We start from the raw sequence: 24,762 nt of genomic DNA, 5'->3' as shown, positions 1-24,762 counted from the left end.
GCGTGACAGGTGAGCCCGTGGCAGGCGGTGGGAGACGGCGGGAGGGCCGCGGGGCCCCGGACGGTCGTCAGGCGGCGGGGCCGGGCCCGTCGTCCTCGGCGACGGCGATCGCGCCGCCGGGGCAGAGGTCGGCGGCGAGGCGCACGTCGGCGAACAGCGCGGCGGGGACGGTCGCCCGGCGGAGGATCACCAGGCCGTCCCGCTCGTCCTGTTCGAAGACCTCGGGCGCCGTCATGACGCACTGGCCGGAGCTGCAGCAGCGGTCCCGTTCGACGTTCACCTGCATGTCGGACACCTCTCCGTGGTGTGGCACCGGTTTCGCCCGGGCCGGGCCGCCCTCCGCTGTCCTGGTCAAACTATCCCCGCCTCCTGTCGCACACGAAGAGTGGACGGCCACCTCGCGAAGAATGGCCGATTCGCTTCTGGTCGTGAACTTTTTTGCGAAAAGCAGAGTTTGACTGTGCGTCAGTCAGATCCTCCGGGACCGTCGGCGGGCCCGGACGCCCGGCCGAGCCCTTCCGCGGCGGCGATCTCCCGGACGGCCGCGACGGTGTCCGCCTCCGCCGCGCTCTTGTCGGGCCGGTAGCGGACCACCCGGGCGAACCGCAGCGCCAGCCCCGCCGGGTAGCGCGGGCTGCGCTGGACGCCGTCGAAGGCGATCTCCACGACCAGCTCGGGCCGCACCCGGACGGTCCAGGCGTCCCGCTCCACCGCGCGCTCCAGCAGCGCCCCGGTCTGCCAGGCGAGCGTCTCGTCGGTGAGCCCCTTGAAGGTCTTGCCGAGCATCACCCACGGACCGAGCCCCGGCTCGCCGCCCGCCCGCGCGCCCAGGTGCAGATTGCTGAGGAAGCCGCGCCGCCGCCCGCTGCCCCACTCGGCGGCCAGCACCACCAGGTCCAGGGTGTGCCGGGGCTTGACCTTGATCCAGCCGGCGCCGCGCCGCCCGGCCCGGTAGCCGGCCGCCGGGTCCTTCACCAGCACCCCCTCGTGGCCGTGCGCGAGGGCGCCCTCGAAGAAGGCGAGCGCCTCGTCGAGGTCCCCGGTCTCGGTGCGCGCCACCCGCAGCCCGGGCGGGACCGTCGCGGCGAGCGCGGACCAGCGCTCCCGCCCGGGCCGGTCCACCAGGTCCCCGCCGTCCCGGTGCAGCAGGTCGAAGAACTGCACGCTGAGCGGGACCTCGGCCCTCAGTCGCTGCGGGTCCCGGCGGGCCGCGGTGCGGGCGGCGGTCTCCTGGAACGGCCGCGGCCGGCCGTCCGGCCCGAGCGCGATCGCCTCGCCGTCCAGCACCGCCGACCGCACCGGCAGCGCCAGCGCCGCCTCCACCACCTCGGGCACCCGGGCGGTGATGTCGTCCAGCGACCGGGTGAAGACGCCGACGTCCCGCCCGTCCCGGTGCACCTGCACCCGGATGCCGTCCAGCTTCCACTCCAGCGCCGCCGGGGCGGTGAAGCGTTCCAGCGCCGTGCCGACGTCCGGGGCCGAGGCGGCCAGCATCGGCCGCACCGGCCGGCCCACCTCCAGCCGGAACGCGGCGAGTCCCGGCTCCCCGGCGGTCAGCGCGGCCGCGGCGACCGCCCGGGCCGAGCCGCGGAACATCAGCGCGCGGCGCACCGCCGCCGACGGCACCCCGGCGGCCCGGGCGACCGCGTCCGCGACCACCGCGTCCAGCGCCCCCTGGCGCAGGTCGCCGACCAGGACGGCACGCAGGAACGCCTGCTCGGCGTCGGTGGCCCGTTCGAAGAGGCCGGTCAGCAGCCGGCGCCGCTCCGCCCGGGCGCCCGGTCCGTGCACGGCGGCGATCGCCTCCAGCGCCCGTTCCGTCTCCCGCACCCCGAGCCGCGGTTCGGCGGCGGGCGGCGGGAGGTCGCGCAGGGCGGCCGGGCCGAGGCCGGTGCGCAGCCGGTGCGACTCGCCGGACAGCAGGGCGACCGCCGCCGGTGCCTCGTCCGGGCCGAGCCCGCGCAGACAGTCGGCCAGCAGCCCGGTCTTGGCCCGGCGGCCGGGCTCGGCCGCCGCGGCGCGCGAGGCCAGGGCCAGGCGGCGGAGCAGCATCGCGGACCTCCTCGGGAGGGGCGGGCGGGCCCGGGGAGGACCGTCGGGCCGGGCGTCCAGGATCGGTGATCCGGGCCCCCGGCGCGCGCCGGCCGCCGCGCGGTCCGGCGGGTGGTCCGGCGGGCGGTCCCGGGCCTGCTCCGGGGGCGGCGCGCACCGGTCCGGCGGCCGGTCCGGCTGTGGCGTCGGCTGCCGGAATGGCGTGCCGGCGCGGCGTTCTTGGCCGCACCGTCGATCGGCGCGCTGCCGACGGGCCGTCATGCTGGCGCGCATCCGGCCGCACCATCCACAGCCACCCTGGGGGAGCCCCGTCATGACCTCGGACACCACCGCCACCACCGCCCCGGCCGCCGCCGAGCCGACCGAGCCGACCGCCGTTCGGTGGACCGTCGAGGCGCCCACCGCCGCCGACTTCGCCGCCTGGCGCGAGCTGTTCCGGGGCTACGGCGCCTTCTACCGGGTGCCGATGCCCGACGAGAAGGCCGAGCTGGTCTGGTCCTGGCTCACCGACCCGGCCCATGAACTGGACGGCCTGCTGGTCCGCGACACCGACGGCACCCCGGTCGGGCTCGCCCACTACCGGCCCTTCGTCCGCCCGCTGCACGGCACGGTCGCCGGGTTCCTCGACGACCTGTTCGTCGCCCCCGCCGCCCGGGGCACCGGCGCGGTCGACCTCCTCCTGGCCCGGCTGCGCGAGATCGCCGCCGAGCGCGGCTGGAACGCCGTCCGCTGGATCACCTCCGAGGACAACTACCGCGCCCGCAGCAAGTACGACCAGGTCGCCACCCGCACCCGGTTCGTCACCTACGACATGCCCCCGGCCGGGGCCTGAGCGGACCGCGCGGCCGCCCGCGCCGCCCGTTCGGAAATCAGTTCGCACTTTTCTGTTATCCGGTCACCGCCCGCCGGTCTCCCAGGTGTCGGCACCCGTCCGCCGGATCCTCCGGCGGCCCGACGGCCCCGAACACAGGAAGTGCGCGCAGGTGAACAGCGAAGACCGGACCACCATCCTTCCCGCGCCCGGGCGGCCCGGCCCCGGCGGGCGCGCCGCGCGGCGCGCCGCGGAACGGCGGCGCGGCAACGGCCGACGGCGCCGCCGCGGCGGGGTCGGGCCGGTGGTGGCCGTGGTCGCGGCCGTCGCCGGGACGGGCGTGATCGCCGCGCTGACCGGCGCCGGGTACGCGGTGTACCGGGGCGAGGAGGGGGTCGACACCGGTGCGCAGGCGGTCTCCTACGAGCCGCTGATCGGCGCGGAGGCCGGCGACCTGAACGGCGTCCAGGTGCCCGGCGCGGGCGCCCCGGGACCGGACCCGACCGACCAGGCCCACGCGGCCACCACCGCACCCGCGCCCACCACCGCACCCGCGGCCCCCGCGACGCCCTCGGCACCGACCTCGGCGCCGACCGCCGCCCCGGGCCGCAGCGCCTCCGCCGCGCCCGGTACCGCCTCCGCCACGCCGCGCGACCCGGCCGCGGGCACGGCCCCCGGCGGCGCCGCCACCGGCGGTGCCGGGGACCCGCAGAAGCCGACCGCCCCGGCCCCGACCACCGCCACCGCCAAGCCCCCCGCGACCACCCCGCGCCCGACCGCCACCGCCAACCCGGGCGGCTCGGCCAACGGCTCGTTCGCCCAGCAGGTGGTGGAGCTGGTCAACGCCCAGCGCTCGCAGGCCGGCTGTGGACCGCTCGGCATCGACTCCCGGCTGACCACCGCCGCCCAGGTCCACAGCGACGACATGGCCGACCGCAACTTCTTCGACCACGCCAGCCCGGAGGGCCGGCACGCCGACCACCGGATCGAGGCGGCCGGCTACCGCTGGAGCACCTGGGGCGAGAACATCGCGCGCGGTCAGAAGGACCCGGCGGCGGTGATGGAGTCCTGGATGAACAGCCCCGGCCACCGCGCCAACATCCTCAACTGCTCCTTCCAGCAGATCGGCGTCGGTGTCCGGACCGGCTCGGGCGGACCCTGGTGGACGCAGGTCTTCGCCGCACCGTCGTGACGGCCCTGGTGGCGGCCGCCGTGAGAGGCCGCCCCGGGACCGATTTTCCGAATCAGCGCGAATTGTTGTTATCTGAGCACTCCCCAGAGGTCTCCGAGGAGGCAACGGCGGACGGACGACAGCAAGACGGAGTGCGGACCCATGAACGTTGACGTGCAGAGCGGGACCGGGACGACCCTGGTGCTCGCGGCCCAGGCGGGCGACCCGCAGGCGCGCGAGGCGCTGGTCGCCGCCTGGTTCCCGCTGGTCTACAACGTCGCCGGCCGGGCGCTGAACGGCCACGCCGACGTGGACGACATCGCCCAGGAGACCATGATCCGGGCCCTGGACGGGCTGGAGGGCCTGCGCGACCCGAAGGCGTTCCGCTCCTGGCTGGTCGCGATCACCATGAACCAGGTGCGCAGCCGGTCGACCGGCCAGCAGCAGGCGGCCGTCGGCGGCCTGGACGAGAGCTGGGAGCTGGCCGATCCGCGCGCGGACTTCACCGATCTGACCATCCTCCGGCTCGGTCTCTCCGGCCAGCGCCGGGAGGTCGCCGAGGCCACCCGCTGGCTGGACCCGGACGACCGGGAGTTGCTCGCCCTCTGGTGGCTGGAGGCCGGCGGCGAGCTGACCCGCGCCGAGCTCGCCGAGGCGCTCGACCTGACGCCGCAGCACGCCGCCGTCCGCGTCCAGCGGATGAAGAAACAGCTGGAGGCCGGCCGGGTGGTGGTCCGCGCGCTCACCGCCTACCCGCGCTGCCCGGACCTCACCGAGCTGACGGCGGGCTGGGACGGCACGCCGAACTCGGTCTGGCGCAAGCGAATAGCCCGGCACATCCGTGACTGCGCCGCCTGCGACGGGCTGGGGCGCGACCTCTTCCCGGCCGAGGGGCTGCTGGCCGGGCTGGCGCTGGTCCCGGTGCCGATGGACGCCCCGAGCGGGCCGGCCCTCCAGGCCGCCGGTGCGACGGTCGGCGGGTCCCCGGGCTCCGCCGACGCGGCGGGTGCGGCCGGGGGCGCCCCGCCCGCCGGACCGCCCGCCGACCCGGTCGGCGGATCGGCCGGCCCGGCCGGGTACGCCCGCCGGAAGACCGTGCTGGCGGGCGGGACGGCGGCCGTGCTCGCCGCGGCGACGCTCGCGATGGTCTGGCCCCAGCACACCGGGCCGGGCGACCCCGCCCCCGACCCGACCACCCGGGCCACCGCCCTCGACGCCCCGGCACCGACCGCCGCGGCGCCTGTCGTGCCGACAACGGAGGACCGGCCGACCGTGCCGAGCCCCGGCGCGTCCCCGCCGGCCGCTGCCGCACCCGCCCCGGCGGAGACCCCGGCCGCGGCGACCGGCCCGACGCCCTCCCCGACCGCGAGTCCGAGCAGCGCCCGGCCGAGCACGGCGCCGACCGGCTCGGCCGCCCCGGAGCGCCAGCTGGTCGAGCTGGTCAACGCCGAGCGGGCCCGCCGGGGCTGTGCCGCGCTACGGATCGACCCGAAGCTGCACGCCGCCGCCCAGAAGCACTCCGACGACATGGTCGCCCGCAACTACTTCGACCACGCGGCCCCTGACGGCAGCCGGGCGGACGCCCGGCTGACCGCGGTCGGCTACCGCTGGTCGCAGTGGGGCGAGAACCTCGACCGGGGACCGAGCGCCCCGGCCGTGGTCTTCTCCCGCTGGATGGACGGCGGCATCCACCAGTCGAACATGCTGGACTGCGCGTTCAAGGACGTCGGCATCGGCGTGGCCACCGGTCCCGGGGGCCTCTACTGGACCCAGGACCTCGGCACCCCGCTCGGCTGACCGGGGCCGGTCCGCCTTCCCGCTCGGCCCGCCGTCAGACCGGCAGGCCGACCAGCCCCGGGGCCTCGCCCGTGACATGGCCGGTCGCCTGGCCGACCACCCCGCCGGCGTCCGCGAGCTGCCCCGGCAGGGCGTCCGGCACCGAGGCGAGCGGTCCGCCCTGGAGCGGTCCGGTCAGGTCGGCCTGACCGCCGACGGCGTGGGCACTGGGGGCGGTCAGGGAGGCCACGACGCCCACGGCGAGCGAGGCGACGGCGAGCATGCTGCGCTTCTTCATGCCCGTCCAACGACGCTCCGCCACCCGGGTTACGGTCCGGCCGTTCCCTGGGGGCGCGCCGGGGTCTGCGGCGCGCCCTGCGGTGACGTCATCCGGGCGGCCGGTAGGGACGGGGTGGGCGAGGTGGCCGAGGTGGACGGGGCGGTCCCGGCCGGGCGCAGCGAGGCGAGCATCCGGTCCAGGACCAGGAAGGTCTCCTCCGAAGTGCGCCGGAGACAGGCCGACAGCTGGACGACCTCCGCGCGTCCGGCCAGCACGAGCGTCCGGAACCAGGTCATCTGGCGCGCGCCGCCCATGAAGGTGCACTCCTTGGAACTCTGCGTGTTCTGCCTCGTGTCCGTCTCGGACCGGGCCTTCTCGAGGGCCGCCGGGTCGCGGATCAGCCGGAGCGTCATGAACACGCCGTCGTCCACGAGCGTCCCCGTGACGAGGCACGCCGCGTCCTGCCGGTCGTCGCGGGTCGGGCAGCCGGCCGCGTCGGCCAGTCGCTGGGAGGCGAGGTAGCCGGTGGGCTCAGGCTGACCGGGGCCGGGTTGCACCGTGAGGTCGTACCAGCCTTCCGGAACGTCGATGACCACGTCGTCCAGCAGGGCGAAGCGGACCGTCCTGCCGTCCGCTTCTCCGCCCCCCGAGCTGGGGCTCGGCGAGGCGCCGGGGGACGTGGAGACGGCCGGGCCGGAGGCGGCCGGGCCGAGCGTGGTGCCCGGCGGTCCGGGCGCCAGCGCGGGGGCCGCGGCCAGCACGGCGGCGGTCAGGCCGAGGGCGAGGCCCCCGGCCAGGGCGGCCCGGCGACGGCGTCGGCGCGTGCGGACCACCCGGGCCAGCACGCGCTCCATCCGGTCCTCGGGCGGCGGCAGGTGGGGGGTGGCCAGCTGGAGCAGGACGCGCAGCTCGTTCGCGACCTCGCGGTCCTCGGCCGTCTCCCGCTCCCGGGCGTCCGATGACATGAACTCAGGCTCCGTCACGACGGCCTCCGTCCAGGAGCAGCTCCCGGGCGGGCAGCCGGCCGCGCAGCGCCTTCAGGGCGCGGTGCGTCTGGCTCTTGACGGTGCCCGTGGTGCAGCCCAGCGCCTCGGCGGTGTCCTCCACACTGAGGTCCTCGAAGAAGCGCAGCACCACCACCGCCCGCTGCCGGGCCGGCAGCGCCCGGACGGCGGCCGCCACCACCTGGCCCAGCACCACGTCGTCGAACGGGTCCGCGACCGTCGGCGGTTCGGGCAGCTGCTCGTGCGGCAGCTCCCCGTGCCAGCGGCGGCGCCACCACGAGACGTGCGAGTTCACCAGCACCCGGCGGACGTACGCCTCGGGCCGGTCGATGGAGATCTGCTCCCAGCGCGGCCACACCTTGGCGAGGGCCGTCTGCAACAGGTCCTCGGCCAGGTGCGGGTCGCCGGTCAGCAGCCAGGCCATCCGGAGCAGCCGGGGGCTGCGGGCGGCGACGAACTCCTCGAAGTCCGGTGTCGCGTTCCTCATCCCGCCACCCCTGCCATGCCGTTTCCGCCGTCTCCGTCACCCGCGCCGCCACGTCGGCGGCGGTCCTGCCGGTCGGCCGTGGCCGCCGGGTCCTCGCTGTCGTTCTCACGGCTGCTGAACGCGCTGGGTTGCGGTCCGGGTTGTCCGGGGGGCGGGTCCATTTTCCCCGGCCGGTTCGGCCGGGGCTTCGCGGGGGTGGCGGAGCGGTGCCGGGGCGGTGGCGGGAGGGACGGCGCGGACCGGGCGCGGACGCTGGACGGCCCGCGAGCCGGCCGGGACTCGGCCGGGCGGCGGGCGGGCCGTGGCCACCACGATCCGCCCGCCGCCTCCGCCCGCCAAGGGCGCGCGAAGGGCGCCCGGGGGCACCGGCAGGGCGCCCGCCGTCCCCGTCGGGCGCCCGTCCCGCGCCCTGCTCAGAGCGTCCCCGACCCGCGCGGCACCCCTCCCGTCTCCCGGGCGGCGCCGGGATCCACCGGGTCCACCGTCCAGTCGGGGTGACCGGGCATCGGCGGGGTCCGCTCGCCGTAGAGCCACTCGCGCAGGAAGGCGCTCAGCGGTTGTCCGGACACCTCGTCGGCCGTGCGCAGGTAGTCGGCGGTGGTGGCGGTGTCGTGGCGGTGGCGCCGCAGGAAGTCCCGCTCGATCCGGTCGAACACCTCCGGTCCGACCCGCTCCCGCAGCGCGAACAGCACCAGTGCGCCGCCGGTGTACCGCTGGCTGTCGAACAGCGTCGCGGCGGTCGGCGAGGCCACCGGACCGGAGTCGTGGCGCCACCGGTCGCCCTGGGCGTAGACGCTGCGCATCCGGTCGGTGAGCGTGGTGAAGCCGCCGGAGTCCGGCCAGCCGCGCTCGTAGCGGTACATCAGCCCGTAGAAGTCGGCATGGCCCTCGTTGAGCCAGAGATCGGCCCAGGTGCCCGGGGTGACGCTGTCGCCGAACCAGGAGTGCACCAGCTCGTGCATCATGTGCGAGCCGATCAGCTGCTCCGGCTGGCGCAGGAAGTTCGGCTTGTAGAGCGTCAGCGTCTGCGTCTCCAGCCCGGTGAAGCCGAACGCCGCCGGGTCGTCGGTGTCGACGGGCAGCAGCCCGTAGGTCTCGAACGGGAACCGCCCGAGGTGCTGCTCGGCCCAGGCCAGCTGGCCGGGCGTCAGGGCGAGGGCCGGCTCCAGGTCGGCGGCGCGCGCGGTGGGGACGACGTCGCGCAGCGGCAGCCCGTCCGGGCCCCGGCGCTCGCGGACCGTGTAGCGGCCCACCGAGGCCTGGAGCAGTTCGGTCGCCATCGGCTCGCGCGAGACGTACCGGCGGGTGGTCGTGCCCTCGGGGTGCGGCTCGGTCGAGGTGAGCAGGCCGTTGGCCACGCCGAGGAGGTCGTCCGGCGCGGTGACGGCGATGCTGAAGCGGGCCTTGTCGCCCGGGCGGTCGTTGCAGGGGAAGACGGTGTGCGCGCCGTCCGGCTGCCCGGCCACCGCGAAGCCGTCGGGCGTCACCACCCAGCCCGTGTGCGAGAGCGTGGCCCGCGGGTCGGCGGTGTACTCGACCTCCACCCGCAGCACGGTGCCCGCCCGCACCGGCCGGGCCGGCCGTACCGTCAGCTTCTCCTCGTGCGCCCGGAACCCGGCCGCGCGGCCGTCGACCCGCACGGCGTGCACGTCCAGGCCCAGCGCGTCCAGCTCCAGGTCCGCCGACCGGGTCAGCGCGCGTGCGGTCAGCACGGTGGTGCCGTCGACCGTGCGGGTCGCGGGCCGGTAGGTGAACGCGAGGTCGTAGGCGAGCGCGTCGTAGGCGGTGGTGCCGAGCGAGGGGTAGACGGGGTCCCCGGTGCCCGCGACCGGCGCGCCCACGGCCGGGGCCGGCCCGAGCGGGAGCGCCACCAGCGCGAGCACGCCGGCGAGGACGGGACGGTGCCAGGACAAGACGATCACCTCTCTCGTGTCGTACGAACCCGCGCCCGGCCCCGGGAACGGACCCGGTTCCGGTGAGCGACCTTCCTGGCACGGACCGTAGCAGAGGGCTCCGACAATCCGGGCGACACGCGGCGTCCCCCGGACGGCCCACTGCGGTAGCCGGGCGGCTGCGCAGTGTCATACCGTCGAAGAGCCCCGCCCCCTGACGGACGGGGCCACGGCCGTCGGAGCGCCTGGCCAGGTCCGGCGGCCGTACTCGTGCCCGCGCGCCGCCCCCGCCGCCCCCGCCGCCTCGTAGGCTGGGCAGCCGTGCCGGCCGCCCGCAGCCCCGCCGGCCCACCGGACCGGCAGGAGCGAGCCCGTGACCAGCCCGTACTTCGTGGTGATCGGCGAGTGCGTCGCCGACGTCGTCCGCACCGACGGCGCGCCCGACACCGTCCACCCGGGCGGCAGCCCGGCCAACGTCGCGTACGGGCTGGCCCGGCTGGGGGAGCCGGTCGCGCTGCTCACCGAGCTCGCCGACGATCCGTACGGCCGGCTGATCCGCGCCCACCTGGAGTCGGCCGGCGTCGCCCTGCTGCGCGAGCCGTCCGCCGTGGACGGCGACGGCGGCCCGCGCACCCCCTCGGCGGTGGTGCGGCTGGACGCCGAGGGCCGGGCGCGGTACACCTTCGACATCGGCTGGACCCTCCCGGCGGTCGAACTCCCCGTCCCGCCGGGGCACCTGCACATCGGCTCGATCGCGGCCGTCACCGCGCCCGGCGCGGCGGCCGTGCTGGAGCTCGTCGAGCGCTGGCGCGCCCGGGCCGCCGTCAGCTACGACCCGAACGTGCGGCCCGCGCTGATGGGCGGGCACGCCGAGGCCGTCCGCCGGGTCGAGCGCTGCGTGGCGCTCAGCGACCTGGTCAAGGCCAGCGACGAGGACCTCGCCTGGCTCTACCCCGACCGCACCCCGGAGGAGGCCGCCCGGCACTGGCTCGGCCTCGGCCCGGCCACCGTCGCGGTCACCCGCGGCCCCGCCGGCGCCTTCGCGCTCACCGCCGACGGCCGCCGCGCCGAGGCGGCGGCCCGCCCGGTCCGGGTCGCCGACACCGTCGGCGCCGGCGACGCCTTCACGGCCGCCCTCCTGCACGCCCGCCGCACCGGCGCCGACCTCGCCACCGCCCTCGTCCGCGCCACCGCCGCCGCGACCCTGACCGTCACCCGCCCCGGCGCCACCCCGCCCGACACCGCCGAACTCACCGCGGCCCTGCGCGGCCAGGTGTCTTGACCGCGGGCGTCGCCGGCCGGTGCGGCCAGGGCGCCGGACTCCCCGGTCGGCGCGTCCTCGGCGTGCCGCACGTCGAGGAAGGTGCGCAGCACCGGGTCACGGGTGCCGCCGTCCCGCCTGCCCGGTGGTCGGCCGCCGCAGCTCGGCCGTGGTGCCGCCGTGCAGCGCCACGGTGCTGAGGATCCGTCGCCGACCTCCGGGTGCCGCGCCACCGAGGCCCGGGTCAGCGGCCGGAGCGCCGCCTCCTCGTTGTCGCCCGCCCCGTCACCTCGCGGGGTTCTCGCGGAAGGACCGGCGCTGGGCGGCCCCTTCCGGGCTGCCGAGGGGTCGGGCCCGCTGGGCCTCGGAGTCGAAGCTGCGGGCGGCGTCGAAGGCGCCGGTGAGGTCGGGGTGGCGGCCGAGGAGGGCGTGGGCGAGGGTGACGCCCTCCGGGGTGAGGCGGCGGGTGAGGCCGAGGTGGGGGGACCAGCGGCCGGGGAGGTAGTGGGGGTCGGGCTCCTCGGCGGGCTCCAGGACCTCCCAGACGCGCTGGTGCAGCCGCATCAGCCCGACCGTCGGGACGACCGACCAGCTGAGCACCCGGCGCCGGCTGCGGGCGGCGAAGGAGAGCAGGCCGGTCAGCCGGACGGTCAGCGGCAGGGCGTCGGCGAGGAGTTCGTCCAGCCGTTCCTCGGCGCCGTCGGGCAGCCGGGCGCAGGCGGCCAGGGTGAGGTGCGGACGGTGGCCGGGGTGCGGGTTGTTGGCGAGGCTGTCCACCCCGCCGTCGGCGAGCCGCTGCCAGAGCGCGCGCACGGCGCGGTCGAGCGGCGGGTCGCAGAGCAGTTCAACGGTCCGCACGGACGAGGTCCTTGGCGTACCAGACCTCGGCGTACGGCCGCTCGGTGTAGGCGGGGATCTCCCGGTAGCCGCACCGGGCGTACAGCGCGCGGGCCTCCACCAGGTCGAGCCGGGTGTCCAGGACGATCCGCCCGGCGCCGAGCGCCCGCGCCGCCTCGTCGATCGCGGCCATCAGCCGGGCGCCGCCGCCGGTGCCGCGCCGCTCCGGGCGGACGTAGACCCGGGTCAGCTCGACGGTGGCGGCGTCGACTATCCGCAGTCCGGCGCAGGCGGCGGGCTCCCCGGCGTACCGCCCGAGCAGGAAGACCCCGGTGGGCGGTGCGAGGTCGTCGCTGGGCGAGTCGGCGAGCCCGGTCTCGATCTCCTGCGGCGTCCCCTCCCGCCCGAGGTGCAGCCGGTAGTAGCTGTTGGCGACGTCGCTGTAGTAGTCCCGCAGCAGCGCCAGGGACTCCCCGGACCCGACATCGGCGGGCCCGATCGCCCAGAGCTCGGTCGTACGGTGCTGCGTGCTGGTCGTCATGCGCGCATTATCGGTCGCTCGCCGCTCCCGTCGCGAGCCGTTTTCGATCACCCTCGGCCCCGGTGGGCCGGGTGGGTGACGGGGGGATTGGCCGGTCGGCGTGGCGGGGGAGCAGTGGCTCTATGGACAGACCATCAGATAGTCGTACTGGTGGGGGGTTGGCGGGGCGTCGGCGTCGGCGGGGACGGAACGGGCTGCTCGCGGCGGTGTGCCTGGCGGCCGCCGTCGCGGGGTGCGGCGGGACGGGCGGGGGCGGGGCGGTGCCGTCGGCGGCGGCGGCGCGGACCGGGGCGAGCGCGGTGGCGGACCGCGGCGCGCCCCGCCCGCCGGCGGCGCCGCTGGTGCTGCCGGGGCCGGCCCGGGCGGAGGAGGAGACCAGCGGCGAGGCCGCGGCCCGCAAGGCGCAGGCCGCCCGGGCGGTGCTGGAGACGGCGGCGCGGTGGGGGCTGGCGCGGCCGCCGCTGCCCGCCCCGCCGCCCCCGGCGAGCCGCCCCGAGCTGGTCGCCGCCCAGGGCGTGAAGCTCGCGAACGGGCTGCCGCCGGTGGTCTACCGGGTGCCCACCGACGAGCGGATCGTCTTCCTGACCGTGGACGACGGCGCCGAGAAGGACCCGGAGTTCGGCCGGATGGCCGCCGAGCTGGGCGTCCCGCTGTCCACCTTCGTCGCGGACTACCTGGCCCGCTCCGACTACGGCTACTTCCGCAACCTCGCCGCCCAGGGCGACGCGGTGAACAACCACACCATCAACCACCGCAACCTCAAGGTGCTCGGCTACGGCACCCAGCGCGAGGAGATCTGCCGCCAGCAGGACCAGCTGGAGGAGCAGATCGGCGTCCGCCCGCGGCTGTTCCGCCCGCCGTACGGGGAGTACAACGAGGACACCCTGCGGGCCGCCGGCTCCTGCGGCGTCGAGGCGGTGCCGCTGTGGAACGAGGAGGCGTTCCCGGACCGCATGGAGTACCGCTACGAGGACCAGCGGCTCCACCCGGGCGACATCATCCTCACCCACTTCCGCGGCCCCGACCTGTGGCCGGGCACCATGCCCGATCTGCTGCGCAAGGTGGTCGACGAGGTGACCGCGCAGGGCTTCGCGCTGGCCCGGCTGGACGACTACCTGTAGCGGCGGCGGGGCGGCGGGTTCAGTCGAGCGAGAGGGCGTCCAGGTACACCCAGTCGCCCTCGTGCCGGACGAACCGGCTGTGCTCGGTGAGGACGCCCTCCTCCCGTCCCTCCGCGTAGTGGGCGCGGAAGGCCACCGTGCCCTCGGCGTGGAACGGCCCGCCCTCGGTGCCGGAGAGCACCTCCAGCCGCAGCCAGCGCAGCCCCGGGTCGAAGTCGACGGTGTCCGGCCGGGTGTCCGGGTGCCAGGTGCGCAGCAGGTAGGCCTCGTCGCGGGCGGCGAAGGCGCTGTAGCGCGAGCGCATCAGCGCCTCCGCGGTGGTCGCGGCGGCCTGGCCGCGGTGCAGCCGGCCGCAGCACTCGGCGTAGCTGGCGGGCAGGCCGCAGGGACAGGGCGAGGAGGGCAGCAGGCGCGGCGCGGGGGCGGTGGCGCGGGCGGCGGAACGGCGTCGGGACATGGGTCCATTCTGGCGCCTCGCCGGAGTCGTCCGCGGACCCGGCCGAATGGCCTGAAATTGACGGTCCTCGGACAATTCGGAGGGCGGAAATCCGGTTGCACCCTCGTCAGGGCAGGTTGGGGCCTAGCTGACGGAGTGTCGAAAGAGAACGTAGCGGCCCGCGCTGCCCCTGCCAAGGCGCCTGGCAATGTGTACGAAATCGCCAACGAACCGTCACACTTGCGCACCGCCGACGGGTGTGCCGGAGGTGATCTTTCCGGCATATCGAACGAGTGACGGAAATGTGCTGGTGATTCGTAGATCTTTACCCCACCATCTCCCAGGGCACACCGCCCATTTCTCGCCGACCACAAGTCGATGCAGCAGCACCCTCGGGAGAATGTGATGAGTTCGACGGGACTTCCCCCGCTGGATCCGGCCGCCCCGCTGGCCGCTCTGGTAGCCGCGCAGGTCAGACGGACTCCGGACGCCACCGCCGTGATCGACGGCACGCGCCGGTTGACCTACCGCGACCTGGACGCCGAGGCCGACGCGATGGCGGGCCGACTGGCCGCCGCCGGCGTCCGGGCCGAGACGCTGGTCGGAGTCTGCCTACCGCGAACGGCCGACCTGGTGGTCGGCCTGCTGGCGGTGCTGCGGGCCGGCGGCGCGTACGTACCGCTCGACCCGGCGTACCCGCGCGACCGCCTCGAACTGGTCGTCGGCGACGCGCAGGCCCCCGTCGTGGTCACCGACCGCGCCCACGAGCACCTGCTGAACGGTGCCGGCGCCACCCTCCTGTACGTCGACGGCGAGAGCCCCGCCGCTCCGCTCGACCCGGCCGCCGAGCGCCCCACCACGGGCGACGTCGCCACCGACGCGCTCGCCTACGTGCTCTACACCTCCGGCTCCACCGGCCGCCCCAAGGGCGTCTCGGTCACCCAGCGCGGCGTCAACGCCATGCTCCGCTGGGCCGCCGCCACCTACACCGCCGCCGACCTCGCCGGCGTGCTGTTCGGCACCTCCGTGTGCTTCGACATCTCGGTGTACGAGCTGTTCCTCCCGCTCTCCGTCGGCGGCACGATCATCGTCGCGGAGAACGTCCTGGCCCTGCCCGAGCTGCCCGCCCGGGACGAGGTCACCCTGGTCAACACCGTGCCCAGCGCCATGGCGGCGCTGCTGCGCGGCGACGGCCTTCCCGGCGGCGGGGGTCTGCCGGGCACCGTGCGCGTGGTCAACCTGGCCGGCGAGGCCCTGCCCCGCCACCTGGCCGACAAGGTCCACGCCCAGCCCCGGGTCGAGCGCCTCTACAACCTCTACGGGCCCACCGAGGACACCGTCTACTCCACCTGGTCGCTGGTCGCCCGCGACGAGGCCGGCGAGCCGGTCATCGGCCGCCCGCTCGACGGCACCCTCGGCCACGTCCTCGACGAGCACCGGATACCCGTGCCCGACGGCGGCATCGGCGAGCTCTACCTCTCCGGCGAGGGCCTGGCCCGCGGCTACCACGGCCGCCCCGACCTCACCGAGGAGCGCTTCGTCCACGTCGACGGCCTGCGCTGCTACCGCACCGGCGACCTGGTCCGCCGCCTGCCCGACGGCGACCTGGAGTACCACGGGCGCGTCGACCACCAGGTGAAGGTCCGCGGCTTCCGCGTCGAGCTCGGCGAGATCGAGGCCGTGCTCGCCACCCACCCCGCCGTCGAGTCCGCCGCCGCGGTCGTCCAGCGCGACGAGGCCGGCGACTACCTGGCCGCCTTCGTCCAGCCCGCCCCCGGCGCCGCCGAGCCCGCGCCCGCCGAGCTGCGCGCCCACTGCGCCGCCGCCCTGCCCGGCTACATGGTGCCGCTGGCCGTCGCCGTCCTGGAGCGGATGCCGCTCACCCCGAACGGCAAGACCGACCGCAAGGCGCTGCCCCCGGTCGCCCGCAGCCGCGCCGGGCACGAGCTGTTCGTCGCCCCCCGCACCCCCGTCGAGACCCGGATCGCCGAACTCTGGCAGGGCCTGCTCGGCGTTCCCGAGGTCGGCGTCCACGACGTCTTCCTCGACCTCGGCGGCCACTCGCTGCTCGCCGCCGGCCTGCTGGCCCGCGTCGAGCGCGAGTTCGGCACCCGGGTGCCGCTCGCCGAGTTCTTCGCCTCCCCGACCGTCGCCTCCCTCGCCGTCCGGGTCGCCAACGGCGGTGGCGGCCGGGCCTCCGTGGAGCCCCCGAAGCGGGAGGCCGACCTGCCCGCCCGCGCCACCGAGTTCCAGCGCGAACTGTGGCTGCACGAAGCCGTGCAGCCCGACAGCCCGCTCTACAACGTGCCGGTGCGGATCCGCGCGGAGGGCGCCCTCGACCGCGAGGCCCTCGGCCGCGCGCTCACCGAGGTCGTCCGCCGCCACGAGTCACTGCGCACCGCCCTGTACGGCGACCCGAACCCGAGCGAGAACGACGACGCCGTCGCCGACGTCCGCCCGCCGTACCCGGTCGAGGTGCCGCTGCTCGACCTCACCGGCCCCGACGGGCAGGCGCCCGACGAGGTGACCCTCGACGCCGCGCTGCGCGCCGAGGCCGCCCGCCCGCTCGACCTCGCCGGCGGCCGACTGCTGCGGGTCCTCGCCGTGCGGGTCGGTGCGGACCGGCACGAACTGCTGCTCACCGTGCACCACGCCGCGGCGGACGGCTGGGCCGCCGGACTGCTGCTCGCCGAGGCCGCCCGGGCCCTGCGGGACGGCGAACTGCCCGAGCCCGCGATCCAGCTGTCGGACGTCGCCCGCTGGGAGCTGCGCGACGTCGAGGCCGGCCGCGAGGGCGCCGAGCGCTGGGCCGAGCGGCTGCGCGGCGTCGAGGGCGACCAGAACCTGCCCGGCGACCGCTCGCACCCCAACCCGCAGGACGTCGCCGGCCGCCGGATCGCCCGTCGACTGGACAGCGGGTTCGTCGACGGCGTCGGGAAGTGGGCCACCGAGGAGGGCGCCAGCCTCTACATGGTGGTGCTCGCCGCGCTCGGCGGGGTGCTGCACCGCTACACGGGCCGCACCGACGTCGCCGTGCTCAGCCCCTTCGCCGTCCGCCCGGTGCCCGAGCTGGAGACCGTGATCGGCTCGCTGATCAACACCGTCGCGCTGCGCTTCGACGTGTCCGGTGCCGACACCTTCCGCGAGCTGGTCGCCCGGGTCCGCCCGACCGTCCTGGAGGCCGCCGATCACAGCGGCCACCCCTTCGTCGACCACGCCCGGCGCTACGGCGGCTCGCCCGGCGTCACCTCCTCGCCGATCTCGCAGGTGCTGCTCGCCGTCCAGAACCACCCGGTGGCCGGCGTCGAACTGCCCGGACTGAACCTGACGTTCGTCGCGGAGGTGTGCAACAGCACCGCCAAGACCGACCTCTCGCTGTTCCTGGAGTTCCCGGCCGACGGCCCGCTGCTGTCCGCCGAGTACCGCACCTCCCGCTACGAGGAGCGGTCCGTGCGCGCCGCGCTCGACCACCTGGTCGCGCTGCTCGCCGCCGCCGTCGCCGAGCCCGACCGCCCACTCGCCGAGCTGGTCATGCTCTCCGCCGCCGACGGCGTGTACGGGCAAGGGGCCGCCGACGACCCCGCCAACCGCACCGAGGTGCCGGTCCCCGACCTCCGGCTGCACGAGCTGGTCGCCGCCCAGGCCGCCCGCACCCCGGACGCGCCCGCCGTGTCCGCCGCCGACGGCACCCTCGGCTACGCCGAACTCGACGCCGCCGCCGACCGGCTGGCGCACCTGCTGGCCGCCCGCGGCGCGGGCCCCGGCAGCCTGGTCGCCGTCGCCGTCCGGCGCGGCCGGCTGCTGCCCGTCGCCCTGCTCGGCGTGCTGCGCAGCGGCGCCGCCTACCTGCCGGTCGACATCGACCAGCCGCTCGCCCGCAACCGGGGCGTGCTCGACGACGCCGGCGTCACCCTGCTGGTCGCCGAGACCGCGAGCGCCGGCGACGAACTGTTGCGGGGCCGGGAGAGCGTCCTGGTGGACGGCCCCGAGCAGGCCGCCGCCCCCGCCGTGGCGCCCGCCGTCACCGTCGGCCCGGAGGACCCGGCCTACCTGCTGTACACCTCCGGCTCCACCGGCAGCCCCAAGGGCGTCGCCGTGCCGCACCGCGCGATCGTCAACTTCCTGACCTCGATGGGCCGCGAACCCGGCCTCACCGAGCGGGACGTGATGGCCGCCGTCACCACCGTCACCTTCGACATCGCCGGCCTGGAGCTGTGGCTGCCGCTGGTCACCGGTGCCCGGGTGGAGATCGCCGACCGCGCCACCGCCACCGACGGGGCCGCGCTCGGCGCCTGGCTCGACAAGCAGGGCGTCACCCACGTCCAGGCCACCCCCGCCACCTGGCGGATGCTGCTGGAGGCCGACTGGGCCGGCCGCCCCGGGCTGACCGCCCTGTGCGGCGGCGAGGCGCTCACCGCCGACCTCGCCCGCGGCCTGCTCGGCCGGGTCGGCACGCTGTGGAACCTGTACGGCCCGACCGAGACCACCGTCTGGTCCACCGTCCAGCAGGTCACCCCGGAACTCGCCGCCCACGGCGGCGTGGTGGCCCTCGGCGCGCCCATCGCCAACACCCGGCTGCACCTGCTCGGCCCCTGCGGGCAGCCCGTCCCGGTCAACGGCATCGGCGAACTCTGCATCGCCGGCGCCGGCGTCGCGCTCGGCTACCACGGCCGGCCCGACCTGACCGCCGAACGGTTCACCGCCGAACCCGGCCGCACCGACGGCGCGCCGATGTACCGCACCGGCGACCTCGCCTGCCGCCGCGCCGACGGCCGCCTGGAGTACCACGGGCGCGTCGACGCCCAGGTCAAGCTCCGCGGCTTCCGCATCGAGCTCGGCGAGATCGAGGCCGCGATCACCGCCGTCCCCGGCGTCACCGCCGGCGCCGCCCGGCTGGTCGAGACCCCGGCCGGCCCGGCCCTGGCCGGCTACGCCGTCGCCCCCGGCCTCACCGAGGACGCGCTGCGCACCGCCCTGGTCGAGCGGCTGCCCGACTACATGGTGCCCGCCGGCCTCGTGCTGCTCGACGCGCTGCCGCTGACCCCGGCCGGCAAGGTCGACCGGGCCTCGCTGCCCGTGCCGCAGCTCGGCGGCGCCGGCGCCCCGCCCGAGGGCGACTGCGAGGAACTGCTCGCCGACCTGTGGATCGAGGTCCTCAAGGTCGAACGGGTCTCCCGGCACGACGACTTCTTCGCGCTGGGCGGCCACTCGCTGCTCGCCACCCGGCTGCTCGCGCGCATCCGGGACACCTTCGAAACCGAACTGCCACTGCGCGTGGTCTTCGAGGACCGCACGCTGGCCGCCCTGGCCCGCCGCGTCGAGGAGCGCCTGCTGGAGGAGATCGACGACCTCGACGACCTCGGCGGCCTCGACGAGACCGCCGGGAGCACGCTGTGACGACCCACCGCACCGAATCCGGAGCCACCGGCAACACCGGAGAGTCCGGACCCATGAACGCACACCCGGCCGCCGGCGACACCGGCGCTCGAACGGGGGAGACCGCATGACCGACCAGCCCACCTCCGGGACCGCCCCGGAACCGGATCCGGCCGCCAGACGGCAGGAACTGCTGCGCGCCCGCCTCGCCAAGGCCAAGGCCGCCAAGGCCGCGGCCGCGGCCGGCGGCGCCGCCGAGCGCCGCACCATAGCCCCGCGCCCCGAGGGCACCCCGGCGCCGCTCTCCTCGGCCCAGCGCCGGATGTGGTTCCTCGCCCAGTACGAGCCGGACAGCGCCGCCTACCACATCCCGCTCGCCCTGCACCTCGACGGCGAGCCCGACGAGGCCGCCCTCGGCGCCGCCCTCACCGACGTCCTCGCCCGGCACGAGGTGCTGCGCACCGTCTACCCGGAGGTCGACGGCGAGGTGCGCCCCGAGGCGCTGCCCGCCGACCGGTTCACCCTCACCACCGCCGACGTCCCCGCCGACGAGGTCGACGACTGGCTGGAGACCGAGGCCCGCCGCCCCTTCGACCTCGCCGCCGACCTGCCGCTGCGCGCCGCCCTGCTGCGCACCGGCGACGGCGCCGTGCTCAGCCTGGTGCTGCACCACATCGCGGCCGACGGCTGGTCGATCGGCGTGCTCTTCGGCGACCTCGCCACCGCCTACGGCGCCCGGCGCACCGGCGCCGCCCCGGCGTTCGGGCCGCTGCCCCTCCAGTACGCGGACGTCGCGCACTGGCAGCTGACCGACCTCGCCGCCGAACTCGACCGCCAGCAGGCCTGGTGGCAGGAGCGCCTGCGCGGCGCCGCCGCCACCGTCACGGTGCCCGCCGACCGGCCGCGGCCCGCCGTCGCCGGCACCGCGGGCGCCCGGTTCACCTCCGAGCTCGGCGCCGAGCGCAGCCGCCGGATCCGCACCCTCGCCGAACAGACCGGCACCACCGTCTACATGGTGCTGCTGGCCGCCCTGCAGACCGTCCTCGGCCGCTACACCGGCAGCGAGGACGTCACCGTCGGCACCCCGATCGCCGGGCGCACCCGCAGCGAGACCGAGCCGCTGGTCGGCTGCTTCGTCAACACCCTGGCGATGCGCACCGACCTCTCCGGCGACCCGACGGTCCGTGAGCTCCTGGAGCGCGTCAAGGACGCCACCCTCGGCGCCTACGGCCACCAGGACCTGCCGTTCGAGCGGCTGATCGACGCGCTCGGCCTGGAGCGCGAGCTCGCCCACACCCCGCTGTTCCAGGTCCTGCTCAACGTCCACAACCAGGCCGAGGCCCGCCCCGAGCTGCCCGGACACACCGTCCACTGGCGGCCGATCGGCACCGACACCGCCAAGTTCGACCTGTCGGTGGCCGTCGTCGACACCGGCGGCGAACTCGCCGCCGACCTCGTCTGGCGCACCGAGCTGTACGACGAGGCCACCGTGCGCCGGGTCTTCGGCCACCTCACCACGGTGCTCGACGCGATGGCCGCCGGCCCCGAGCGCCCGCTCGCCGACCTTCCCCTGCTCACCCCGTCCGAGCAGCGGCAGCTCACCGGCTGGGACGACGAGACCCTGCGCGGCTGGGACCTCGGCGGCACCCTGCACGGCCTGGTCGAGGAACAGGCCCGCCGCACCCCGGACGCGCCCGCCGTGCGCGGCGCCGACGGTGTGCTCAGCTACGCCGAACTCGACCGGCGCGCCAACGCGCTGGCCCACCGGCTGCGCGCGCACGGCGTCGGCCCGGACCGCCCGGTCGGCCTGCTGGTCGAGCGCTCCGCCGCCCTGGTGGTCGGCATGCTCGGCATCCTCAAGGCCGGCGGCGCCTACCTGCCGCTCGACCCGGTCTACCCGGACGGGCGCATCCACGGCCTGCTCGACGCCTCCGGGGCCGCCGCCGTCGTCACCACCGACGACCTGCGCGACCGGCTCACCGGCGACCTCCCGGTGGTCGTCCCGGACGGCGAGGAGCGCGCCGACGCACCCGAGGCGGACGTCCGCCCCGAGCACCTGTGCTACCTCGTCTTCACCTCCGGCTCCACCGGCGCGCCCAAGGGCGTCGCCGTCGAGCACCGCAACTACCGCAACTACCTGCACGGCCTGCGCGAGCGGATCGGCGGCGACCAGCAGGGCTGGAACTGGGCGCTGGTCTCCACCTTCGCCGCCGACCTGGGCACCACCAACGTGTTCGGCGCGCTCACCGGCGGCGGCTGCCTGCACCTGCTGACCCGCGACCAGGCCACCGACCCGGACGCCTTCGCCGCCTACGCGGCCGAGCACCGGATCGACGCCATGAAGCTGGTCCCCAGCCACCTGGAGGGCCTGGCCGCGCACGGCACCGGCCTCGGCGCGATCCTCCCCGCCCGGCTGCTGATCTGCGCCGGCGAGGCGCTGCGGCCCGACCTGGTGGCCCGGATCCGCGCCGCCCGGCCCGACCTGCCGCTGCACAACCACTACGGGCCCACCGAGACCACCGTCTCGATGCTCGGCATGCCGGTGCCCGCGGACCTCGGCGACGCGGCCACCGCGCCGCTCGGCCGGCCGTTCGGCAACGTCCGCGCCCACCTGCTGGACGCCCGCCGGCGCCCCGTCCCGCTCGGCGTCCCCGGCGAGCTGTACGTCTCCGGCGGCGGCGTCGCCCGCGGCTACCTCGGCCGCGACGACCTCACCGCCGAGCGCTTCCTGGAGATCGGGGGCCACCGCGCCTACCGCACCGGCGACCTGGTCCGCCGCCGGCCCGACGGCGCCGTCGAGTTCCTCGGCCGGATCGACCAGCAGGTCAAGATCCGCGGCTTCCGGGTCGAGATCGGCGAGGTCGAGGCCGAGCTGACCGCCCGCCCCGAGGTGCGCGAGACCGTCGTGGTCGCCCGCGGCGAGGGCGCCGCCCGCTCCCTGGTCGGCTACCTGGTGCCCGCCGACCCGGCCGCCGCGCCCGACCCGGGCGAGCTGCGCGCCGCGCTGCGCACCCGGCTGCCCGACTACATGGTCCCGGCCGCGCTGGTCGTCCTGGACGCCCTGCCGCTGAACGCCAACGGCAAGGTCGACCGGGCCGCCCTGCCCGAGCCGGTCGCCGCCCAGCCGGTCTCCGGCGGCGGCGAGCTGACCACCGACACCGAGCACGCGGTGGCCGAGGTCTACCGCCAGGTGCTGGAGGCCGAGGAGATCGGCGCGGCCGACGACTTCTTCGCGCTCGGCGGCGACTCCTTCTCCGCCGTGCGCGCCGTGCGCCTGATCGGTGACGGGCTGTCGGTCATCGACCTGTTCCAGCACCCCACGGTCCGCGAGCTCGCCGCGCTGATCGACGCCAAGGCCGGCGGCACCGCCGACGACGGCCCGCGCACCCTGCTGCACAAGCTCACCCGCGGCAACGCCCCGGCCGGGATCAACGTGGTCTGCGTCCCCTACGGCGGCGGCAGCCCGATCACCTTCCAGCCGCTCGCCGACGCGCTGCCGGCCGGCCACCGGCTGTACGCCGTCGAGCTGCCCGGCCACGACCCGAGCCGCCCCGACGACGCGCTCGCCGACCTCGACGCGCTCGCCGACACGCTGACCGCCCAGGTGCTGGAGAAGGTCGACGGCCCGGTGCTGCTCTACGGCCACTGCCTGGGCGGCGCGCTCGCCACCGCCCTGGGCGCCCGGATGGAGGCGGCCGGTGTCGACCTGCGCGGCCTCGCCCTCGGCGGCACCTTCCCCGCCGCCCGGCTGCCCGGCCGCTTCGCCGAGTGGATGGCCCGCCGGATGCCGGGTGACCGGGCGCTGTCCAACCGCGGCTACCTCGAGTACCTGCGCGCCATGGGCGGCTTCACCGACGTCTACGACCAGGCCGAACAGGACTTCCTGGTCCGGGCGCTGCGCCACGACGTGCGGCAGGCCGAGGACTTCTACACCCGCGCCTACGGGGACGAGCGGCCGGAGAAGCTCGAGGCCCCGATCCTGTGCGTGGTCGGCGAGAAGGACCGCGCCACCCTGCTCTACGAGGAGCGGTTCACCGAGTGGGAGCACTTCGGCGACACGGTCGACCTCGCGGTCGTCCCGCGCGCCGGGCACTACTTCCTCAAGCACCAGGCCGATGAGCTCGCCCGGGTGCTGGCGGAGTTCGCCGCCACCGGTACGGTCGCCGACCAGGTCGCGGAGAAGCGCCCGGCGGCCCGGGCCGAACTGGGCACCTTCGCCAAGGTGGCGATCGGCCAGTTCGTCTCGATGATCGGGACCAGTCTCTCCACCTTCGCCCTCGGCGTCTGGGTCTACCAGCAGACCAACTCGGCCTTCGACTTCGCGATGATCTCGTTCATCGCGGTGCTGCCGGCCGTCCTGCTGCTGCCGGTCGCCGGCGCGCTCGCCGACCGGGTCGACCGGCGCAAGATCATGATCGCCACGGACACCGTGGCCGCCGCCGGCATGCTCAGCCTCGGCGTGCTGCTCTGGGCCGACCTCCTGGAGATCTGGCACATCTACATCGTGGCCTGCATAGGCTCGACCTGCGGAGCCTTCCAACGGCCCGCCTACCTCGCCGCGATCACCCAGCTGGTGCCCAAGCGCTACCTCGGACAGGCCAACGGCCTCGCCCAGCTCGGCACCGGCGCGGGCGACATGATGGCCATCCTGGCGGGCGGCGTCCTGGTCTCCCTGGTCGGCCTGCACGGTGTCGTGCTCTTCGACATGGGCACCTTCCTCATCGGCGTCACCTGCCTGCTGATGGTCCGCTTCCCGAACGCGATGTTCGACAAGCAGGAGGAGCCGCTCTGGCGGGAGGTCGTCACCGGCTGGCGGTACATCGCGCGCCGGCACAGCCTGGTCGCGATGGTGGTCTTCTTCGTGGTGTTCAACTACCTGTTCGCCGTCGCCACCGTGCTGATCACCCCGATGGTGCTCGCCACCGGGACGCCCTTCCAGCTCAGCGTCATCACCGCCCTCGGCGGCCTGGGCGCGATGGTCGGCGCCCTGGTCATGGGGCTCTGGGGCGGCACCCGCCGCCGCTCCGTCGGCATGATCGGCTTCACCTCCGTGGTCGGCGTCGCCGCCGTCGTCACCGGCAGCCGCCCCGAGACCGCGCTCACCGCCTGCGGACTCTTCCTGCTCTGGGCGTCGATGATGATCCTCAACTCGCACTGGATGTCGCTGATCCAGACCAAGGTGGGGATGGAGCTGCAGGGCCGCGTCCTGGCGACCAACCAGATGCTCGCCATGTCGATGATGCCGCTCGGCTTCCTCACCGCCGGCCCGCTCTCCGACCACGTCTTCGAGCCGCTGATGCGCCCCGGCGGCGCGCTCGCCGACTCGGTCGGCCTGGTGCTCGGCACCGGACCGGGCCGCGGCGCCGGCCTGCTGCTCGTGCTGGTCGGCCTGCTGCTCGCCGTCTGGGGCCTGCTCGGCCTCGCCTACCGGCCGCTGCGCCTGCTGGAGGACATCCTCCCCGACGCGCTGCCGGACGCCGAGATCGGCGACAAGGACGCCATCCAGGCCGAGGCCGACCGGCAGCTCGCCCTCGCCGAGGCCGCCCGGAAGGGCCGCCGCGCCCCGGGCGCCGTCCGGGTGCCGCGCCCGGCCGGTACGCCCGAACCGGTCGAGGACGACGACTCGGACGACCGGGTGCACGCCTCCACCGGCCGCCGGTAGCACCACCCGCACGGACGCGCCCCGCCCCTCTCCGGAGGGGGCGGGGCGCCGTCCT

General features: G+C 76.1%; 16 protein-coding genes. 7 read left to right on the top strand and 9 right to left on the bottom strand.

Translation table 11 applies throughout. The features are described 5' to 3' along the window. Nucleotides 1-67: 67 nt before the first annotated feature. A complete protein-coding gene (locus tag ACFCLZ_RS03455; protein WP_380283136.1) occupies nucleotides 68-286 on the bottom strand; it encodes a ferredoxin in 219 nt (72 codons plus the stop codon). 179 nt (nucleotides 287-465) lie between these two features. Then, on the bottom strand, nucleotides 466-2,052 hold the full coding sequence (locus ACFCLZ_RS03450; protein ID WP_380283135.1) for an ATP-dependent DNA ligase: 1,587 nt from the start codon (nucleotides 2,050-2,052) through the stop codon (nucleotides 466-468). Nucleotides 2,053-2,365: 313 nt separating this feature from the next. Here ACFCLZ_RS03450 and ACFCLZ_RS03445 point away from each other — a divergent pair, with 313 nt between their 5' ends. From ACFCLZ_RS03445 to ACFCLZ_RS03435, 3 genes are all read left to right on the top strand, one after another. Next, nucleotides 2,366-2,884 (top strand): GNAT family N-acetyltransferase, encoded by a 519-nt coding sequence (locus ACFCLZ_RS03445; protein WP_380283134.1) that lies wholly within the window; start codon nucleotides 2,366-2,368, stop codon nucleotides 2,882-2,884. Nucleotides 2,885-3,035: 151 nt separating this feature from the next. Next, nucleotides 3,036-4,055, top strand: coding sequence for a CAP domain-containing protein (locus ACFCLZ_RS03440; RefSeq protein WP_380283133.1), 1,020 nt, complete (start codon nucleotides 3,036-3,038; stop codon nucleotides 4,053-4,055). Between the two features lie 141 nt (nucleotides 4,056-4,196). Further along, nucleotides 4,197-5,831: a sigma-70 family RNA polymerase sigma factor gene (locus ACFCLZ_RS03435; RefSeq protein WP_380283132.1), complete on the top strand. Its 1,635-nt coding sequence runs from the start codon at nucleotides 4,197-4,199 to the stop codon at nucleotides 5,829-5,831. Between the two features lie 34 nt (nucleotides 5,832-5,865). On the opposite strand, the gene ACFCLZ_RS03430 is transcribed toward ACFCLZ_RS03435, so the two are convergent. The 4 genes from ACFCLZ_RS03430 to ACFCLZ_RS03415 form a co-directional block, all read right to left on the bottom strand. Next, entirely contained in the window at nucleotides 5,866-6,132 is a 267-nt protein-coding gene (locus ACFCLZ_RS03430; RefSeq protein WP_380283131.1) for a hypothetical protein, read from the bottom strand. Nucleotides 6,133-6,137: 5 nt separating this feature from the next. Continuing rightward, complete coding sequence (locus tag ACFCLZ_RS03425; protein ID WP_380283130.1) at nucleotides 6,138-7,055, bottom strand: hypothetical protein; 918 nt, start codon at nucleotides 7,053-7,055, stop codon at nucleotides 6,138-6,140. Between the two features lie 4 nt (nucleotides 7,056-7,059). Further along, on the bottom strand, nucleotides 7,060-7,581 hold the full coding sequence (locus ACFCLZ_RS03420) for a SigE family RNA polymerase sigma factor (RefSeq protein WP_380283129.1): 522 nt from the start codon (nucleotides 7,579-7,581) through the stop codon (nucleotides 7,060-7,062). Nucleotides 7,582-7,994: 413 nt separating this feature from the next. Next, complete coding sequence (locus tag ACFCLZ_RS03415; protein WP_380283128.1) at nucleotides 7,995-9,494, bottom strand: M1 family metallopeptidase; 1,500 nt, start codon at nucleotides 9,492-9,494, stop codon at nucleotides 7,995-7,997. A gap of 352 nt (nucleotides 9,495-9,846) precedes the next feature. Between ACFCLZ_RS03415 and ACFCLZ_RS03410 the strand changes: the two genes are divergently transcribed. Next, nucleotides 9,847-10,755, top strand: a complete 909-nt coding sequence (locus ACFCLZ_RS03410) for a carbohydrate kinase (protein ID WP_380283127.1) — start codon at nucleotides 9,847-9,849, stop codon at nucleotides 10,753-10,755. A gap of 264 nt (nucleotides 10,756-11,019) precedes the next feature. On the opposite strand, the gene ACFCLZ_RS03405 is transcribed toward ACFCLZ_RS03410, so the two are convergent. Beyond that, nucleotides 11,020-11,592 carry a 2'-5' RNA ligase family protein gene (locus ACFCLZ_RS03405; protein WP_380283126.1) on the bottom strand — a complete coding sequence of 191 codons (573 nt, stop codon included), beginning with the start codon at nucleotides 11,590-11,592 and terminating at the stop codon, nucleotides 11,020-11,022. Next, nucleotides 11,579-12,112 carry a GNAT family N-acetyltransferase gene (locus ACFCLZ_RS03400; RefSeq protein ID WP_380283125.1) on the bottom strand — a complete coding sequence of 178 codons (534 nt, stop codon included), beginning with the start codon at nucleotides 12,110-12,112 and terminating at the stop codon, nucleotides 11,579-11,581. The genes ACFCLZ_RS03405 and ACFCLZ_RS03400 overlap by 14 nt, the downstream gene beginning before the upstream one ends. A 206-nt stretch (nucleotides 12,113-12,318) precedes the next feature. On the opposite strand from ACFCLZ_RS03400, the gene ACFCLZ_RS03395 reads away from it, so the two are divergent. Beyond that, nucleotides 12,319-13,233, top strand: a complete 915-nt coding sequence (locus ACFCLZ_RS03395; RefSeq protein ID WP_380283124.1) for a polysaccharide deacetylase family protein — start codon at nucleotides 12,319-12,321, stop codon at nucleotides 13,231-13,233. 19 nt (nucleotides 13,234-13,252) lie between these two features. Here the strand turns inward: ACFCLZ_RS03395 and ACFCLZ_RS03390 are convergent, their stop codons facing one another. Next, a complete protein-coding gene (locus ACFCLZ_RS03390; RefSeq protein WP_380283123.1) occupies nucleotides 13,253-13,690 on the bottom strand; it encodes a YchJ family protein in 438 nt (145 codons plus the stop codon). Nucleotides 13,691-14,074: 384 nt separating this feature from the next. Here ACFCLZ_RS03390 and ACFCLZ_RS03385 point away from each other — a divergent pair, with 384 nt between their 5' ends. Together ACFCLZ_RS03385 and ACFCLZ_RS03380 are read left to right on the top strand one after the other, a co-directional pair. After that, nucleotides 14,075-19,066 carry an amino acid adenylation domain-containing protein gene (locus ACFCLZ_RS03385; protein WP_380283122.1) on the top strand — a complete coding sequence of 1,664 codons (4,992 nt, stop codon included), beginning with the start codon at nucleotides 14,075-14,077 and terminating at the stop codon, nucleotides 19,064-19,066. Between the two features lie 106 nt (nucleotides 19,067-19,172). Beyond that, nucleotides 19,173-24,707 (top strand): amino acid adenylation domain-containing protein, encoded by a 5,535-nt coding sequence (locus ACFCLZ_RS03380; protein WP_380283121.1) that lies wholly within the window; start codon nucleotides 19,173-19,175, stop codon nucleotides 24,705-24,707. The last annotated feature ends 55 nt before the right edge of the window (nucleotides 24,708-24,762 follow it).

This window comes from Kitasatospora purpeofusca (assembly GCF_042691725.1).
GTDB lineage: Bacteria > Actinomycetota > Actinomycetes > Streptomycetales > Streptomycetaceae > Kitasatospora > Kitasatospora purpeofusca_B.
Note: the sequence above shows the minus strand (reverse complement) of the source record. Positions and strands in the feature narration are given on the sequence as shown.

Coding starts and splice junctions, on each gene's coding strand:
- ACFCLZ_RS03455 (WP_380283136.1), bottom strand. CDS start 286: ATGCAGGTGAACGTCGAACGGGACCGCTGCTGCAGCTCCGGCCAGTGC.
- ACFCLZ_RS03400 (WP_380283125.1), bottom strand. CDS start 12,112: ATGACGACCAGCACGCAGCACCGTACGACCGAGCTCTGGGCGATCGGG.
- ACFCLZ_RS03445 (WP_380283134.1), top strand. CDS start 2,366: ATGACCTCGGACACCACCGCCACCACCGCCCCGGCCGCCGCCGAGCCG.
- ACFCLZ_RS03425 (WP_380283130.1), bottom strand. CDS start 7,055: ATGTCATCGGACGCCCGGGAGCGGGAGACGGCCGAGGACCGCGAGGTC.
- ACFCLZ_RS03435 (WP_380283132.1), top strand. CDS start 4,197: ATGAACGTTGACGTGCAGAGCGGGACCGGGACGACCCTGGTGCTCGCG.
- ACFCLZ_RS03420 (WP_380283129.1), bottom strand. CDS start 7,581: ATGAGGAACGCGACACCGGACTTCGAGGAGTTCGTCGCCGCCCGCAGC.
- ACFCLZ_RS03450 (WP_380283135.1), bottom strand. CDS start 2,052: ATGCTGCTCCGCCGCCTGGCCCTGGCCTCGCGCGCCGCGGCGGCCGAG.
- ACFCLZ_RS03380 (WP_380283121.1), top strand. CDS start 19,173: ATGACCGACCAGCCCACCTCCGGGACCGCCCCGGAACCGGATCCGGCC.
- ACFCLZ_RS03390 (WP_380283123.1), bottom strand. CDS start 13,690: ATGTCCCGACGCCGTTCCGCCGCCCGCGCCACCGCCCCCGCGCCGCGC.
- ACFCLZ_RS03385 (WP_380283122.1), top strand. CDS start 14,075: ATGAGTTCGACGGGACTTCCCCCGCTGGATCCGGCCGCCCCGCTGGCC.